Origin of the sequence: Desulfatitalea tepidiphila (genome assembly GCF_001293685.1) — a bacterium.
Taxonomy (GTDB): Bacteria; Desulfobacterota; Desulfobacteria; order Desulfobacterales; family Desulfosarcinaceae; genus Desulfatitalea; species Desulfatitalea tepidiphila.
The window spans coordinates 71,559-87,709 of sequence record NZ_BCAG01000003.1 but is presented as its reverse complement, the minus strand read 5'-3'; the positions used below and the strand labels follow the sequence as shown (position 1 = coordinate 87,709).

Annotated in this window: 14 protein-coding genes and 1 riboswitch; of the genes, 9 read left to right on the top strand and 5 right to left on the bottom strand. The window is 54.2% G+C overall.

What is annotated here, in order from left to right:
• Position 1: 1 nt before the first annotated feature.
• Positions 2-3,010, top strand: coding sequence for an insulinase family protein (locus DFT_RS05045; RefSeq protein ID WP_054030163.1), 3,009 nt, complete (start codon positions 2-4; stop codon positions 3,008-3,010).
• A gap of 443 nt (positions 3,011-3,453) precedes the next feature.
• Here the strand turns inward: DFT_RS05045 and DFT_RS05040 are convergent, their stop codons facing one another.
• From DFT_RS05040 to DFT_RS05030, 3 genes are all read right to left on the bottom strand, one after another.
• Positions 3,454-4,830 carry a sigma-54-dependent transcriptional regulator gene (locus tag DFT_RS05040; RefSeq protein WP_054030162.1) on the bottom strand — a complete coding sequence of 459 codons (1,377 nt, stop codon included), beginning with the start codon at positions 4,828-4,830 and terminating at the stop codon, positions 3,454-3,456.
• A 95-nt stretch (positions 4,831-4,925) separates the two neighbouring features.
• A complete protein-coding gene (locus DFT_RS05035) occupies positions 4,926-5,552 on the bottom strand; it encodes a hypothetical protein (RefSeq protein WP_152971869.1) in 627 nt (208 codons plus the stop codon).
• A gap of 246 nt (positions 5,553-5,798) precedes the next feature.
• A complete protein-coding gene (locus DFT_RS05030) occupies positions 5,799-7,325 on the bottom strand; it encodes a HAMP domain-containing sensor histidine kinase (protein ID WP_054030160.1) in 1,527 nt (508 codons plus the stop codon).
• Between the two features lie 278 nt (positions 7,326-7,603).
• On the opposite strand from DFT_RS05030, the gene DFT_RS25695 reads away from it, so the two are divergent.
• The 3 genes from DFT_RS25695 (at position 7,604) to DFT_RS05020 (ending at position 8,872) form a co-directional block, all read left to right on the top strand.
• A complete protein-coding gene (locus tag DFT_RS25695) occupies positions 7,604-7,807 on the top strand; it encodes a hypothetical protein (protein WP_152971868.1) in 204 nt (67 codons plus the stop codon).
• Positions 7,808-8,028: 221 nt separating this feature from the next.
• Entirely contained in the window at positions 8,029-8,448 is a 420-nt protein-coding gene (locus DFT_RS05025) for a hypothetical protein (protein WP_054030159.1), read from the top strand.
• Between the two features lies 1 nt (position 8,449).
• A complete protein-coding gene (locus DFT_RS05020; protein WP_054030158.1) occupies positions 8,450-8,872 on the top strand; it encodes a response regulator in 423 nt (140 codons plus the stop codon).
• A 49-nt stretch (positions 8,873-8,921) separates the two neighbouring features.
• Here DFT_RS05020 and DFT_RS05015 read toward each other — a convergent pair whose 3' ends face one another.
• On the bottom strand, positions 8,922-9,230 hold the full coding sequence (locus DFT_RS05015) for a hypothetical protein (protein ID WP_152971867.1): 309 nt from the start codon (positions 9,228-9,230) through the stop codon (positions 8,922-8,924).
• Between the two features lie 536 nt (positions 9,231-9,766).
• On the opposite strand from DFT_RS05015, the gene DFT_RS05010 reads away from it, so the two are divergent.
• Positions 9,767-11,671 (top strand): PAS domain-containing sensor histidine kinase, encoded by a 1,905-nt coding sequence (locus DFT_RS05010; RefSeq protein WP_054030156.1) that lies wholly within the window; start codon positions 9,767-9,769, stop codon positions 11,669-11,671.
• Positions 11,672-11,736: 65 nt separating this feature from the next.
• Here DFT_RS05010 and cobT read toward each other — a convergent pair whose 3' ends face one another.
• A complete protein-coding gene (gene cobT / locus DFT_RS05005; RefSeq protein ID WP_054030155.1) occupies positions 11,737-12,819 on the bottom strand; it encodes a nicotinate-nucleotide--dimethylbenzimidazole phosphoribosyltransferase in 1,083 nt (360 codons plus the stop codon).
• A 141-nt stretch (positions 12,820-12,960) separates the two neighbouring features.
• Positions 12,961-13,162: riboswitch (cobalamin riboswitch) on the bottom strand.
• A gap of 332 nt (positions 13,163-13,494) precedes the next feature.
• On the opposite strand from cobT, the gene DFT_RS05000 reads away from it, so the two are divergent.
• The 4 genes from DFT_RS05000 to DFT_RS04985 all read left to right on the top strand — a co-directional run bounded on the left by DFT_RS05000 (position 13,495) and on the right by DFT_RS04985 (position 16,062).
• Entirely contained in the window at positions 13,495-14,142 is a 648-nt protein-coding gene (locus tag DFT_RS05000; protein WP_152971866.1) for a DUF8082 domain-containing protein, read from the top strand.
• Between the two features lie 9 nt (positions 14,143-14,151).
• Complete coding sequence (locus DFT_RS04995; RefSeq protein ID WP_152971865.1) at positions 14,152-14,514, top strand: hypothetical protein; 363 nt, start codon at positions 14,152-14,154, stop codon at positions 14,512-14,514.
• A gap of 9 nt (positions 14,515-14,523) precedes the next feature.
• Positions 14,524-15,093: a hypothetical protein gene (locus DFT_RS04990; RefSeq protein ID WP_054030152.1), complete on the top strand. Its 570-nt coding sequence runs from the start codon at positions 14,524-14,526 to the stop codon at positions 15,091-15,093.
• 66 nt (positions 15,094-15,159) lie between these two features.
• Positions 15,160-16,062 (top strand): HAMP domain-containing protein, encoded by a 903-nt coding sequence (locus tag DFT_RS04985; RefSeq protein ID WP_200907023.1) that lies wholly within the window; start codon positions 15,160-15,162, stop codon positions 16,060-16,062.
• The last annotated feature ends 89 nt before the right edge of the window (positions 16,063-16,151 follow it).

Below are 16,151 nucleotides of genomic sequence, written 5' to 3'. Positions count from 1 at the left end.
CATGTCCCCAGCTTCCGAAGCCAACATCACAGATCCCAACAACCGTGATCTGACCACCGGCCAGATCATCCATGGTTATCGCATCTTGCGCATGACTCAGCTCAGGGAGATCGATGCCGTGCTCTACCGGCTGGAACACCTGGCCACGGGCGCCCGCCATGTACATCTGAGCAATGGCGACATGGAAAACACCTTCGGTGTGACGTTCAAGACGGTCCCCACCGATTCCACCGGCGTGGCCCATATTCTGGAACATACCGTCCTTTGCGGGTCGGAGAAATACCCGGTGCGCGATCCCTTCTTCTCCATGCTGAAAAGGAGCTTGAGCACCTTCATGAACGCCTTCACGGCCTCGGACTGGACCATGTATCCCTTCTCCACCCAGAACCGCAAGGATTTCTACAACCTCATGGATGTCTACCTTGACGCGGCCTTCTTTCCCAATCTCGACGCCTTGAGCTTCAAGCAGGAAGGCCACCGGGTGGAGTTCGACCATGGGGACGCGGAAGGCAACGGCGAAAAGCTCGTCTACAAGGGCGTGGTCTACAACGAAATGAAAGGCGCCATGTCCTCTCCCGATCAGGTCATGGGGCGATCCCTGCTCAACGCGCTCTATCCGGACACCACCTACAGCAACAACTCGGGCGGCGATCCGGCCGTCATTCCCCGGCTGACACACGAGCAGCTGGTGGCGTTTCACAAACGCCATTACCACCCCAGCAACGCCTATTTTTATACCTACGGCAGCCTGCCGCTGGCCGATCACCTGGCCTTCATCGAGCAGAAAGTCATGCGCCGCTTCGAACGCATCGATCCGCAAACGGATGTCCCCGCCCAACCCCGCTGGAAAGATGCGCGCACGGCCCGCTACACCTACCCGCTGGCCGTCGGCGAGGATCCGGCCAAGCGCTGCCAGATCTGCCTGGCCTGGTTGACCAGCGACATCTGCGACACCTTCGAGGTGCTGGTGCTTTCGGTGCTCGAACAGGTCCTGCTGGGCAATGCGGCTTCGCCGTTGCGCAAGGCGTTGATGGACTCGGGGCTGGGTACGGCTTTGAGCGATGGCAGCGGCTACGATGCCGACAATAAGGATACCCTGTTTGCCTGCGGCCTGAAAAATGTGGCCGATGAGGCCGGAGAGGCCATCGAAAAAATCATCTTCGACGTCCTCACAGAACTGGCCGACAAGGGGATCGATCCCGAATCCATCGCGTCGGCCATCCACCAGATCGAGTTTCATCGCAAGGAAGTGACCAATACCCCATATCCTTACGGCATCAAGCTCATGCTCATGGTGATCGGGAGCTGGTTGCACGGTGGAGATCCGGAACGCATTCTTCAGCTCGATGCCGACTTCGAACGCCTGCACCGGGAGATCGCGGCCGGAAAATTTCTGGAAGACCGCATCAGAACCTATTTCATCGACAATTCCCACCGCGTTCGTCTCTCTCTGGTGCCCGATCAACAACAGGCACAGCAGGAAGACCTGCGGGTCCAGCAGGAGCTGGCTGAAAAACTGGCCCGGTTGGACGCGGCCGAGCGGGCTCAAATTCGACAGAATGCCATCGAACTCCAAAAGCGCCAGGAAGCCCAGGAAGATGCCTCCTGCCTCCCCACCCTCGCTTTGGAAGATGTGCCGCCGGAAGTTCAATCCTTTTCACCCACGGAAACGGCATCTGGCCTGCCCCTTTGGAGCTATGCGCTGCCGACCTCGGGGATCTGCTACCTGAATGCCGCCGCCGGGGCGGCCCCTGTCTCCAGGAACCTGCTGCCGTGGGTGCCCTTCTTTTGCTATGCCTTTTCAAAAATCGGCACACGGCGCCACGACTACGCCCAGATGGCGCGTCGCATCGACGCGGCCACCGGCGGGGTCGGGCTCAGCTCTCAAGCCCGCGTTCTATATGGTCATTCGGGAAGCTGCCTGCCGCTTTTGCAACTGTCGGCCAAGTGTCTGAGCCGCAATATCGATCCCATGTACGGCATTGTCGAAGAATTGATCGGAGAGGTGGATTTCGGAAATTTGAATCGATTGAAACAACTGCTCGGCGAATACCGGTCCGCACTGGAAACCATGATCGTCCAGAACGGGCACCGATTGGCCATCAGCCTCTCATCCAAAACCTTCGGACCCGCGAGCGCGCTTTCCGAGATGTGGCACGGCATCGATCAACTCAAGACCATCCGCACCTTCGGAGAACCATCGGATGAGGGGGGGATGGAAGCGTTGTCCGCTCGATTGATGGACATTTCCAGGCAGATTTTTTCAACGGACAACGTCATCATGGCGGCCATCGGTGAAAACGAGTCGGTGACGGCCGCGCGCAGACGCACCGGCAACAGCCCGGTGCTGTCCCGATTCAAGCGCGACCCTTTGGATGCAAAATTTCCGCTGTTGAATCTGGCGGTCGATGCCCCAAGCCCGTACGAAGGATGGGGCACCTCAACGGCCGTCGCGTTTGTGGCGCAAACCACAACCGCCGTGGATTTTCGCCATCCCGACGCCCCCGACCTGTCGGTCCTGAGCAAAATCCTGCGCTCTCTTTATCTTCATCGCGAAATCCGGGAAAAGGGCGGCGCTTATGGCGGGTTTGCCGTTTTTAACCCGGAAAACGGCCTGTTCAGCATGGCCTCCTACCGAGACCCGCACATCGTCCAAACATTGAAAGTGTATGCCGGCGCAGTGGATTTTGTGCAATCGGCACCCATACAGGAGGCCGACATCCATGAGGCGATTCTACAGGTCTGTTCGGAAATCGACAAACCCGATCCCCCTGGACCCGGTGCCCGCAAGGCGTTTTTCCGCTGGATCGTCGGGCTAACCGACGAAGATCGCCGATCCTACAAGGCCAACCTGATGTCGGTCTCGCTGAAGACGGTACGCACGGTAGCAGCCAAGTATCTCGCCCCAGGAAACACCCAGGTGGGTATTGCCGTGATCGGCGGTCGGGAACATCTGGAAGCAGCGAACGGCCAACTCGGGCAAAAACCGTTGACGCTTTATACTATATAGTGTCCGTCCACAAATAGGCAAATTTGGTCGAGATCAAGGCGCACGAAAAATTTAACCACAGGCATATAGTTGATATTCCGAGGATTAAATTCTTCGCGCAACGCCGATATCGGGCAAATCGGCCCTTTGTGGAGGGACACTATCTATTTCAAATGCTTTGGATCTCTCACGGTGTCCGCAGACGATGGTTCACCGGCTTGATGGTCCTGGCTGGGGGGCGCCTCTTTGCGTGTCAACTGACATGCATCCCGCACTCAGGTCGACACCCCCAACTTGGGCAGGATATAGGCCTGTAGCAGGTACCAGGCGCCTATGAATACGATAACAATCAGAATTTCTTTCATGACAAGAATCTCCTTGGCCGCGCATTTTTAAGGCAACGGCCAGTTGTTCCCAGATGATTTAAGACCCTTACACTAATACGGAAAAAGCGCGGATCAAGGCTATCCACGCGCCCGAAGGGCCGCCGAGTCGATCTCGTATTTCTTGATCTTATAATGAATGGCGCGCCGACTGATGCCCAACAGCTTGGCAGCCTCTTTTTGAATGCCGCCGGCTTGTTTGAGAGCTCTGACGATAGCATTGCGCTCGTTATCTTCCAGGGAAAAAGAGGAGTCGGTCGGGGTTTCAGAGACGGACATGGCCGGCAGACCCGACAGGTGCATGTCTTCGGGGCGCAACACATTGCCGTGGCACAGGACAATGCCGGCTTCGATGGCATTTTTCAGTTCGCGTACATTTCCGGGCCAGGGATAGGTGCACATATATTGGAGCGTTTCCGGCGGCAGCCTGACCGGCCGCATGCCGTTTTGGCGGGCATAGTTTTGCACGAAATGATCTGCCAAAATGGGAATATCATCTTTTCTTTCGCGCAACGGAGGGATTTGCAACGTCACGACGCGCAGGCGGTAATAGAGGTCCTCGCGAAAACGTCCCTGCTTGATGTCCTCGACCAGATCTGAATTGGTGGCCGCAAGAACACGGCAGTCCACGGCATTCTCCTTCAGGTCGCCGATACGGCGTATCTTCCGGTCCTCCAGGAAACGCAGCAGGCGAACCTGCATCTCGGGGGAGATGTTGCCGATCTCATCGAGAAAAAGTGTCCCCTTGTCGGCGGTGTCGATGAGTCCCCGCTTGTCGCTGACCGCATGGGTAAATGCGCCACGTACGTGACCGAAGAGTTCGCTTTCAAGCAGCCCGGCCGGCGTGCTGCCACAATCGACCACCACGAACGGCTGTTTGTTTCTGGCACTGAGATGGTGGATCAAACGCGCGATCCGCTCCTTTCCGGCACCGCTTTCGCCAAGAATCAACACATTGACGTCGCTCAGGGCCACCTTCTGCACCAGCTGGTAGAGTGCTTTCATTTTTGCACTGACTGCGGCGTGCATGTCGCTGACCAGGCCTTCATCGCCCCCCTCGGGAGCAAGACCCGGACTTTCATCCAACACCTTACGCAGCTTGAAAACCAATTCACGGCCATCGAAGGGTTTGGCCAGGTAGTCGACGGCGCCGGCCTTGACGGCCTTTACGGCGTCGGGAATCGTGCCGTATGCGGTCAAAAAAATGATCGGCAGCCCCGGATGAAGCGTTCGGGCCTTGTCCAGTACCTCCATACCGCTCATGCCCGGCATCTTCATATCCGAAATCATCAGATCGATCTTATGGTCCTTTAACAGACGTAACGCATCCTGACCGTTTCCGGCCTTCAAAATCTGGAACCCGGACGCCTGCAACCGGGCCTCCAAGACCTGCAGGACATTCAAGTCATCGTCGACAATCAAAATCTTGGAATGTGAATCTTGTATCAGGTTGGCCATATCAACCATCCTTGAACCCCAACGAGTGGGTTTAATAGTATGTGCTTTTAGAATCCAAAGGTACGAATGAGCGCCAGTGTCGCAGGGTGATCGTGTCAATCGGCTGATGGAATGGCGTTTTTCTTCTTTTGAATCTTCTGGTCAATCGTTTCGAAGGCTTTGATCTGCTGCTTTAATCTCATTATCTCTTTTTCAAGCGACTCTATCTTTTTCTCCCGGTTGGATGATTTTTGCTGCTCATCGGTCAACCGTTGTTTCATTTTCTGAAGTTCCCTGTCGGCCTCTACCACCAGCCAGCGGGGGACCATCTGTCCCGCTTCACCATCGGACGCATCAGCCGCGACCGGGGGCATGTGCGAAAAAAGCATCTTATCTTGAATTACGGGTGCAAGCAACCGTGGACTTTCGCGATACGGCCCATCGTCTGTGTTGGCACACTGCACCCATGCATTCCAAAGGGCCAACGCATCATGATAGGCTTGCGGATCATCTGCGGTCATCAATCGAGAACAAGCCAACCCGTAAAGTGCCATTCGTGCGACGCCCGGATCGTTGGTCTGCTCCCGGATGGCGTCAAACGCCTGGGCCGCCTCACCATACTTGGCCGACAGGTAAACGGCCACGGCGTCATCGTACTTTTTCAACTCGACGGGCGACGGCCCGACCTCCAGCGTCGGTCGCGACTGCCCGGGCATACGGCAACCGCCAATCCCCACCATCATGCAAACCGCCAGAACTGCCAAAACAACCAAGAACCGGGGCTTCAGGACCAGAAGCGACCGGCAAGCATTCTGTTCGGGCACAACGACCCTCGACACAATCAAGGAATTCAATACCACCCCTTTTCATCCCATTGCCACAAGCGGTGCCAACGCAATTTCAAATGGCTGACGTTTTGTATATCATGTCCCTGATGGAGTGCAACACATAACCTTTCCGGGGTGCTCCAAGCCAGTTCCTGAAAAGACTTACTCGCTGGATTTACTTAAAAAAGACGATACCGTGGACCTAATTTGGCGCTCTTTTGGCCGCATCGCGATCGCTTCCGCCGAAACCACGGGCAATGTAAAACCAAACGTGGTCCCTTTTCCCACCTGGCTCTCCACCCAAATCGTGCCCCCGTGAGCCTCCACGATATTTTTGGTAATGCTGAGCCCCAACCCGACACCGTCGAGATGGTCGCGGACCTTGGCGGATCGGTAAAACTTGTTGAACAGTTTGGATTGGTCTTCCTCCAGAATGCCCGGACCAGTGTCGACCACCTTGAAGGTCAAGCGGTTGTGTTTGTCCAGCGCACCGACCCTGACCCGGATCTCGGCCTTGGGATCCGAAAATTTGATGGCGTTGCCGATTAGATTCAAAAAGACCTGTTGGAGGTATTGGGCGTCCCCCAGTACATCGGGAGTTTCGGGTGCGATTTCGGATGTGATCCCGATATTCTTGGCCTCGGCCGTCGGCCTCAGGCTGTCGATGCTGGCCGTGACTAAGGCGTAGACGTCCACAGGTTCACTGCTCAATTTCAAGGCCCCCGGCTCCAGCCGCGAGGCCTGCATGAGATGGTTGAGCAGGTCGCAAATCCGACCGATTTCAGTGCCCGCGATTTCGAGAAATTTCCTCTGTCTGTCGTTGATCGGGCCCATCACCTCTTCTTCGATCATGTTCACAGACTCCCGAATGGAGGTCAGCGGCGTCCGGATTTCATGGCTCAACATGGAGATAAAATCCGATCGCAACTGTTCCTCCTGACGCAACCGGTCCGCCATTTCATTGAACGCCGATGCCAATTCCCCCAATTCATCCTTGGAATGAATTTTAAGCGGCTCGCTTTGTCGCTCTTTAGAAATGGAACGAATACCCCTCATCAGTTCTTTCAGCGGCCGGATCATCGAATAGGCCAGGTAAACAACCCCCAGCAACCCGACAAGACTCGATATCCCCAATCCAATCAAGGCATTATGAACTGAGCTGACACCTCTCCGATTAAGCTCGCGCGTGGCGTTCTCGACCTCGGATTGATTGTCGAGCCGGGCCATGGATATTTTCTGAATCCAGGTATTGATCACTTTTTCGGGGATCCAAATATCTTCGAGGGCCACCTCGCCGCGACTGTTGGCGGTACTGTTCGGTCGGGGATATTTCCGGTAGGCCTCATACACATCCTTCCAATGCGAGGAAACGGCGTCACCCTGGCTGTCCAACGCGAGAATTCTGATCAGGCTCGCTTCGAACTCATTTCTGGCGTTGGTAAAAAAACCAAGATAGTCCTCTTTGCGCAGCAGGTGATACTTTTTTTCGTTCTCCTCCATGCTGAGCAGATTTTCCAGCATGCGTTTCGAATAGTCCGAAATGGCATAATTTTTACTGACGATGCGCTCCGATATCTGCACAACCTGCTGAAAATTTATGTAAAGAACTAAAATCGTAGCGTAAAATATGGATACGATGGCAAAAAACCAGATCAACAATTTGCCGGTGATGCCGTAGCTGGGGTCCATGATAGGTATATATGCCTATTAATTAACAATTTTTAATAATCGGTATGATTGACCGTTACTCTAGCAAAAATCTCAGGGCAAATCAATTTGACAGTAGATCACGACCGAAAATGTAACCTAGCGGGAAAATTTGAGCACGGTCGTATTGTACTGAGAGCGAAAGAGTATGCAACATACTGAGTGTTATGTGAATTGTTTCACTTTTAACCGGCATGCATCTTGCTGTTTTATTCAAACGCCACCGTAAACGAAGTTTTATGACCCAGAGGATTGGTACCATGAAAAATAAAAACAACCCGTCCGTTTTTGGTGACAGGCGCCTTCATCTGGAAAGGCGTCGGTTTGATTACTCGAATCATATTCCGGAAAGGAGAACCGGAATGGAGAGGCGCGATACGGGCGCTGCACCCCGTGAATCGAAACTTGGAAAACTCCCGGCCCCCTATGAAGTGGACAGGCGCGATCATTATGCATTTTATTGACGATCCCGCCTTAAGCGAACTGCCCCGCCTGGCGTTGACATCTGCACCCAACGCCATTCATTCAAGTGGCTGCAGCCGGCGAATGGAAGTCCGAAGCGTGGATACAAAATTGACGACGGCGCGCTGCAATACTTGACTTGACGCACCTAAAAGGGCTACAAGACTCCCCGATTCACGAAGGTCCCCCCGCGATCATTCTCACCTCCTAAAGAAGGATGGTTATGCTGCGATTAGGCTCTCCGGCATCCGAATCCCGCGAAATGGATTTGGATGATATCTTTTTTTCGCGTTTGAAGCTGATGATCATTATGGCCAAGGCCTATCTCAATGGCTACCCAATGGGTGAGTACCGCCGAAAAGCCATGATAGACAATGCCGACCATGTCGAAGCCGAATCCATCGATATCGGTGGCCTGGTGGACGGGCTGCCTCTGAAGCAAAAAGCGTCCGGAAATTCAATTTACGATCATCTTTTCTATCAGCGCGTCAAGTTGCTGGCCGTTATGGTTAAAGCCGCGGCCAAAGGTTTTCCCATGGGAGAGCATCGCAAATCAGCGATGGAGGAAAATATCGACACGATCTGCCATACGCTTATGTTCAGCAGCCGCGCGGAAGATATCGCGTTTTTGAAGGTGGCTTGACATGGAGTCCGAAACTTCCCCCACACATCGACAAATTCTGATCATCGACGATGATCAATTTGTCCGCGATTTTGCGGTCAATACGATCGAATTTTGTACCAACAGCAAGGTCTTGACATTCGAAAACGGCTTCAGAGCCTGGCATCATCTGCATAGCAACCCCAACGGCGCGACCATCGTCATCGCAGACGCCAACATCCCGGATATGAGTGGTTTGGAGTTGCTCGAACAGCTAAAAAAACTTCGGCCTGATGTGACCTTCATCATCACATCGAGCAACCCGGATCACGAACAGATCGCTTATCACATGGGCGCCAATGCATTCGTCTCCAAGCCCTTCGATGTCAATGACCTGTTGACGGTCATTCAAGAGCTGATTCTGAATCCACTACCTCCCTCGAACCTCACAGAAAAACCCGCCTGAAGCCACTATTTTTGATTTTGAGGAGCAAGCGAACCAAGGTCGGATGAGCTCACCGCTTGACCGCAAACTCCTTGATCAACTGTTTGACCTGTTTTTTCTGACGGATACTTAAACGATCGAATTTCACGGAGCGTCGCTTGACACGTTGATTCGGAAAGATCAGCTCCCCGGTCTCCGCATCACAAATGGTTCGACAAGGAATGTGAAAGATGGTCGGCCGCCCATCCTGTATCAACGAAACATTGTGTGATTTTTGCGTGGTGGGCTGTCCATTGTCTGTATAGTAAAATGAGAGACCACCCATGCCGATATCATTGATCTGGTTCTTGCCGATGGATCCTGAACCGCCTAAAACCACACTCACCCCTTTTTTGACTTTGAACCGCCTTTTTCTGCGTATCTTCAAGGCCAATAGCCTTTTGAGCAATGTTTCCATATTCAACACCTTTCAAGAGGCGATGCATGCCGAATGGGTTTTTGAATTAAGATAAGGGCCTGCAACAGGAGATCAAGGCGGAATTGAGCTTAAAGGAGGAGAACCGGAGATCAGTGATCAGCAATCTGGCCAGAATGTCTTCGCCTTGCTATCATTTATATTTTTCGGCATCAAGATGAAAAATATGAAATGCTCGGGTCCCTCACATCCACCTTCCATGCGGGCATCCGGCTTCCTAAAGCCAGAAGGCCGGTGGTTGCGCGGTCATGGGGCCTGTGTTACATGATCATCAACCGGCCGATCGGCCAACATGAATGCGGGGGAAAGAGAGCCCAGTGGAAAAAACGAACCCTAACGATATCGGCCCAGCCTCACCGGATGCTACAGATGAGACAGCCGATTCCGGCCGCATCGGCGGCCCCCTTCGACAAGTCGTACCAACAACGGCGACCGAATCCATGATAGACGAGCTTCCATGGCAGGAGATTTTTGACGCCATCAACGATGCCATCTGCGTTCTGGATCCACGTCACCGCATCATCAAATGCAATCAGGCCATGTGCCGTCTTCTGAAGACGACCGAATCCCGGATCGTCGGAAGGCCCTGCTGGGAAGCGATTCACGGCACCGATCGGATGCTGGCGGATTGCCCGTGTCGGCGCTCGGCCGCCAGTCGCCGGCGCGAATCGTTCAACTTGAAATTCGATCAACGATGGTTCGAGGTGTCAGTGGCGCCAAGCTTCGATGAAGAGGGCCAGGTCCAACGCTACGTTCATGTTATGCGGGATGTGTCCCATCTGGCGCATGAGGAGCTGGCACTGCGTGAAACCCGCCAGACCCTGTTGACCATTCTTGACAGTATCGACGCAATCATCTACGCGACCGATCTGGAAACCCACGTCCCCATCTTCATGAATCGCCATATGCGCGACATCGTCAGTGACGATCTGAACAACCAGCCCTGCTGGAAAGCGTTCTACCACCGTGATGAACCGTGTACGCATTGCCGTGATCTGCAACTGCTCGACGCACAAGGCAACCCCACCGACCTGCATGTCTGCGAAGCGATGAACGATGAGGGAACCCGCTGGTTCCTGCATCACGACCGCGCCATCAAATGGGTGAACGGCCGCTGGGTGCGCCTGCACGTCGCCACCGATATCAGTGCGGTCAAATTCCTGGAACAGGAACGAAGGCAAACCGAAGCCCGACTGCGGCAAGCTCAAAAAATGGAGGCCATTGGGGTTCTGGCCGGCGGTATCGCTCATGACTTCAACAATATTCTATCCGCGATCCTGGGTTTTTCGGAGCTTGCCCTGGACGATGCCAACCGGGGACAATCCAATCCCGCCTTTATCGGACAAGTGCTTCGCGCCGGAGAGAGGGCGCGTGAACTGGTGCAGCAAATCCTTACGTTCAGCCGCCAGACCGAATCAGAGGCCAAACCCATCCAGGTGCAACCGATCCTCAAGGAAGCCCTTAAATTGCTGCGTGCTTCGCTCCCCTCCACCATCGAGATCGAAAGCGCCATTCAATGCGATGCGGTGGTCCAGGCCGATCCCATTCAAATCCATCAGGTCATCATGAATCTATGTACCAATGCCAGCCACGCCATGCGTCAATGTGGCGGCCGGCTCGAGGTCTCCCTGAGAGAGGAGGCGTTGTCCGGCGAAGAAGCCCAGAAATACCCAGGTCTGCAGGCGGGTCGTTATTTGAAGATGGTGGTGGCCGACACGGGACATGGCATTGATCCCAATAACTTGGAGAGAATCTTCGACCCCTATTTCACCACCAAGGAAAAAGGGGAAGGCACAGGCATGGGACTGGCGGTGGCACAAGGCATCGTCCACGCATGCGGCGGAGCGGTCGGCGTGGCGAGCACGCCCGGGAAGGGTACGACCTTCACCATTTTTCTTCCGATCATCCAACAGGGCTCCCCCGTCCACATGTCCCATGAAAACCTCGTACCGATTGGTCGGGAACACATCCTGTTCGTCGACGACGAAGCCCCCCTCGCCGAATTGGGCAAGGAGATGCTCGAACGGTTGGGCTACCGCATGACGGTCCATACCAGCAGCGCCAAGGCGCTCTACCTTTTCGAACAGCAACCCGATGCCTACGATCTGGTGATTACGGACATGACCATGCCCGGCATGACCGGGGACGCACTGGCTGAACGGATATTGGCCCTGCGTCCGGATATCCCCGTCATCATCTGCACCGGCTACAGCGAAAAGGTGACCCAGGAGATGATCGATCGTTTGGGCATTCGGGCCCTGATTCGCAAGCCCCTGGTCCGCGGCGATCTGGGCCGTGCCGTGCGGCAAGTTCTCGATGGCGAACGGCCGGCACCGATCATCTGATCGAGCAGCCGGCCGACACGCCATCGGTTTGCTCCACACGTCCAATCGCGAAGCTCCATTTTTTCTTAACCACCATCATTTCCCGGACCGGACACTTGCGCCTCTTCGAAAGTGTGCATCTCGGTGGCGATCCGTGATGCCGCCGCCAGAATCGAGAGACCGAATGCAGCGCCGGTCCCTTCCCCCAATCGCATACCCAAATCGATCATGGGTTCGAGTCCCATCTCTTCCAACATCAAACGGTGACCCTCCACGGCCGACTGGTGCCCGGAGAAAAGATACTGTTTTACTTCCGGATGAAAGCCGCACGCCAGCAGGGCCGCCGCGGTCGAAATGAACCCATCGACCACCACGGGCACCCGATGCGCGCAGGCGGCCAGGATAACCCCGGCGATGCCGCCGATCTCATACCCACCGACCTTGGCCAAAATATCTATTGGATCGGAAGAATCGGGACGATTGACCGCCAGCGCCCGGGCCACGACTTGGACTTTGTGATCCAAGGCCGCGTCGTCGATGCCGGTGCCCCGGTTCACCACCTGCCTCGGCGAAACGGCGAGCATCGCCGCCGCGATGGCCGACGACGGCGTGGTATTGGCGATCCCCATATCTCCGGTGCCCACGGCATCCAGACCCCGCTCCTTTTCTTCAATGAAAACCCGGATTCCCGTTTCCAGGGATCGCACGGCCTCATCCCGGGTCATGGCCGGCCCTGTAAAAATATCCCGCGTTCCGGAACCGACCCTGCGGGAAACGAATCGGACCTTTCCCTTCTCGTCCATATCTATGTTCAGGGCCGGTCCGGCCACGCCCATATCGACCACAGTCAACCGGGCGCCCACATGACGGGTCAACACATTGATGGCCGCACCTCCGCGAGCGAAGTTAACCACCATCTCGCGTGTCACCTCCTGAGGGAACTTGCTCACCCCGCGAACCGCCACCCCGTGGTCACCGGCCATGGTGATGACCCCCAGGTCGCGAACGGCGGGCCTTGGCCGCCCGGTTACCCCGGCCATCTTGACAGCAAACTGGTGCAGCCGGCCCAGGCTGCCCGGGGGCAGAGCCAGGCGGGCCTGGTGATCCTTGGCCGCTGCCATGGCGTTCAGGTCCAATGGCCCGATGGCTTGAACGGTCTGTTCCAGCATAAAACCTCCTTGTCGCCAAATTTTCGCAGAAGCGCATGCGCGATAAGCAATTTCCCGTCAAGCGCCCTGCGTATCGGCCGGGGCCATAAAAAAACCCCAAGCCAATATGACTATCAGCCTGGGGATTTACCGTCTCCACCAAGAACTCAAAGATATTCGGCAGGTCTTCTGACTCGCGGATCAATCTACTTCCCGCACCTTCCCGCACCGCTTCGTTCCTCAATTGGCGATACAGTGGTATTGCAGCGGGTTTCGTCCTCGCTCACAGCGGCGGGTCCGTGCCGGATTCGCACCGGCTTCCCTCTTCCGGCCCTGTTGGGCCACCGGATATCGACTTCTTGCTCGACGAGCCTCTAACATGTGGAAAGAACAGCTGTCAATCGCGAATCGCACGCAATTTTACGAGCAAGGCTCAAGAATTATTTCAAGAATTGACTATTCACGCCATTTCGGTTAGTTTAATCGAAATTGATGGTATTGCCAAGCTCCTGTATGGTCCACTTCGCGTGTTATTGCCGGCCTGTCGGCCGCAGTGCCACGTTCACCAGATCTATTGTTCCAGATCCAGCACCAGAACCATATCCGTTGGTCGCGCCCTACCCTCTTGGGCCGGCGGTTGAATGATATTGTGTGGCTGTTCATTTACCGAAACGAAAAGCATTTGCGAGGCCGCCAATGGAAACAATACTGGACAGGATAAAAACACTTCCCGGCGTTTCATGTGTTTTACTTTTCGACCCCCAACTCGGAACAATCTCCCAAAAAGGAGGCAACGAATTTACCAAGGACAATCTCTCCACCTTGAACAAGACCCTGGAGAAGTTTTATTCCTGGGGCGCAGAACTCTTCTCCGATATCGTTCAAATCCGCCTGCAATTCGCCGATTCAAACCTGTCAATAAGGCGGGCAGGCAATCATCAATACATCGTGATCCTCCACCAATCCCCCCTTGATGAAAACTTGCTCGACCTGACGATCTCACAATCCGCGAATAGTCGGCCGAGGCAAAGCGACCTATCACCCGATCAGGCCGGCGTGGACACGATCAACCAGAATGCCGCGACGGAGAACCATGGGGCGTTGCTTCGTTCAGAGCCCGTTTCCAAGCTCCTCTCCCAATTGGAAAATGCGCTCAACAAGGTCATGGGCCCCATCGCCGCCATTGTTTTCAACGATACACGTCAGGCATGGATCGGCAGCGTCGATCGAATCAATCAGGCGTCTATCGAGCGACTGGTTAACATGCTGTGCGCTGAAATCGATGACCAGGAAAAAATTGCCACCTTTAAAAACCTCATCGCACCCCATTTAAACATCCGGTAAGGGAGCATCGTGATGGCCACCGTACAAGATTTTACGAACATTAAAAATATCGATGGCGTCAAAAGCTATTACCTCGTGAAATACGATGGAAAGGGCCTCGCATTCCACGGCGACAATGCCGACAACCTGTTTCCCTTCATTGCTTTTGCGGGGCTTAATTGCGACACCATTCGTTCGTCACTCGGGTTATCCGAGTTCAAACACATGGTTTTTTCCCGACAAAGCCAAGAGGATCTCCTTTTGTTTGGCTTTAGCAACTATTTTCTGGCGGTCATAAAAGAAGCCAAGGCATCGGCCGATGACCTGGTTCTTAAAATCGATGATTTCATTGAAACCATCAAAAAAAGCAGCACCGCCAGCCAACTCCATTGAGGAATCGCCATGTCCGCATCAAACCATTTCAGGAAAATTTTCAACCCATCTGTTTTAACGATACTATTGATCATGCTCTGCGTCGGTCCCGTGACGGCGGACGCCAACGCAGAGATGGAAGCCAAGGTAAAAGCATGGGCCATCGAGTGCCAGTCGGAAATCAAGACACAATTCGAATACCTGGTCACCAGTGGAAAACTGACCATGGCCCAGATGTTCGATACGTTCTACATACCGATCCCCAACACTGCTCCGCAAAAATTCCATACGCAATATGACAGGCTTTGTGATACGGTCCTGCAAACGATACTGGACAAGTATTTGGCGAAGGACCCAAAATTGCTCTTCGTCGTAGCGGTCGACCGAAACGGCTATTTGCCGACCCACAACAGCAAATCCCAAGACCGATCCAAGCGGGTTTTTAACGATCGTACCGGTCTTGCGGCCGCTCGCAACACGCAGCCCTTTCTCTTGCAGAAATACAATCGCGATACGGGCGAAACAATGTACGACCTATCCGTACCGATTTATGTTCACACCAAACACTGGGGGGCCGTGCGATTCGGCTATGCGCCATAGTAAACCCAACTTCCATTTCCGGGAATATGCTCACTTCACACATCATGTCACAGGGGAGAAAGCGCCATGATCAAATTCATTTCCGAACGGGTCGCGGTAAAGGTTACGTTGTATGTCAACCTTCTGCTTTTAGTCGTCATGGGGGCTGGAGCGGCCTATATGATCATCGATCAAGGTGCCGCGCTGGAGGCCCAATTGCTGGAAAGAGGCAAAACCGAATCCATGACGGGCGCAAAAATGACCGGCGTCTTAATCGAAGAGGCCATCGATAACGGCGTGTTTACAATCAGGGACGCCTTTGATACGGCTTATGAAAAGATACCAGGTTTCAATCCACCCAAATTTCATACGAAGTACGACTTTTACCTCGATAAGGCCCTGCTGGGTATCGAAGACGAATTTCTCAAGGACAAGAGCGTGGTCTATGCCGTGGCCGCGGATGTCAACGGCTATGTTCCCACTCACAACACGCGATACAACCAGCCGCCCACCGGAGATCCGGAAAAAGATCTGATCCTCAACCGGACCAAGCGGATATTCAGCGACAAGGTAGGGCTTGCCGCCGCACAAAATCTGAATCTCGGTTTTCTGCAAGTCTACAGCCGTGACACAGGTGAAACCATGTGGGATATATCCTCGCCCATTATGGTCAAAGGGAAGCACTGGGGAGGATTTCGAATCGGCTATTCGCTTGAAAAAATCAATGCCGCAAAATTCCGCATGATGATATCGACGCTGTTGATCATGGGCGCAATTTTTCTCATATCATTTATCCTGGTCTTTATCACCGTGCAACGATCCCTGCTGCCCATCAAGGAGCTGACGGATACATCCATTCGTTTAGTGGAAGGGCAAATCAATCAGAAAATCGCCGTTAAAGGCAATGATGAAATCGGAAAACTGGCCGACGCTCTGGAACGACTTCGATTCAGTCTCAAAACGGCCATGGATCGGCTCGCGCGAAAATAAGCCCAGCACCGACGCATCCCCGGCATAACTGGACATCACCATGGCCCGCGATAACAGGGCCTCATGGATGTCCGGATCGGTCAGCCATA

Coding starts and splice junctions, on each gene's coding strand:
- DFT_RS05045 (WP_054030163.1), top strand. CDS start 2: ATGTCCCCAGCTTCCGAAGCCAACATCACAGATCCCAACAACCGTGAT.
- cobT (WP_054030155.1), bottom strand. CDS start 12,819: ATGCTGGAACAGACCGTTCAAGCCATCGGGCCATTGGACCTGAACGCC.
- DFT_RS05000 (WP_152971866.1), top strand. CDS start 13,495: ATGGAAACAATACTGGACAGGATAAAAACACTTCCCGGCGTTTCATGT.
- DFT_RS05020 (WP_054030158.1), top strand. CDS start 8,450: ATGGAGTCCGAAACTTCCCCCACACATCGACAAATTCTGATCATCGAC.
- DFT_RS25695 (WP_152971868.1), top strand. CDS start 7,604: ATGAAAAATAAAAACAACCCGTCCGTTTTTGGTGACAGGCGCCTTCAT.
- DFT_RS04990 (WP_054030152.1), top strand. CDS start 14,524: ATGTCCGCATCAAACCATTTCAGGAAAATTTTCAACCCATCTGTTTTA.
- DFT_RS05010 (WP_054030156.1), top strand. CDS start 9,767: ATGATAGACGAGCTTCCATGGCAGGAGATTTTTGACGCCATCAACGAT.
- DFT_RS05030 (WP_054030160.1), bottom strand. CDS start 7,325: ATGGACCCCAGCTACGGCATCACCGGCAAATTGTTGATCTGGTTTTTT.
- DFT_RS05025 (WP_054030159.1), top strand. CDS start 8,029: ATGCTGCGATTAGGCTCTCCGGCATCCGAATCCCGCGAAATGGATTTG.
- DFT_RS04985 (WP_200907023.1), top strand. CDS start 15,160: ATGATCAAATTCATTTCCGAACGGGTCGCGGTAAAGGTTACGTTGTAT.
- DFT_RS05035 (WP_152971869.1), bottom strand. CDS start 5,552: ATGATGGTGGGGATTGGCGGTTGCCGTATGCCCGGGCAGTCGCGACCG.
- DFT_RS05040 (WP_054030162.1), bottom strand. CDS start 4,830: ATGGCCAACCTGATACAAGATTCACATTCCAAGATTTTGATTGTCGAC.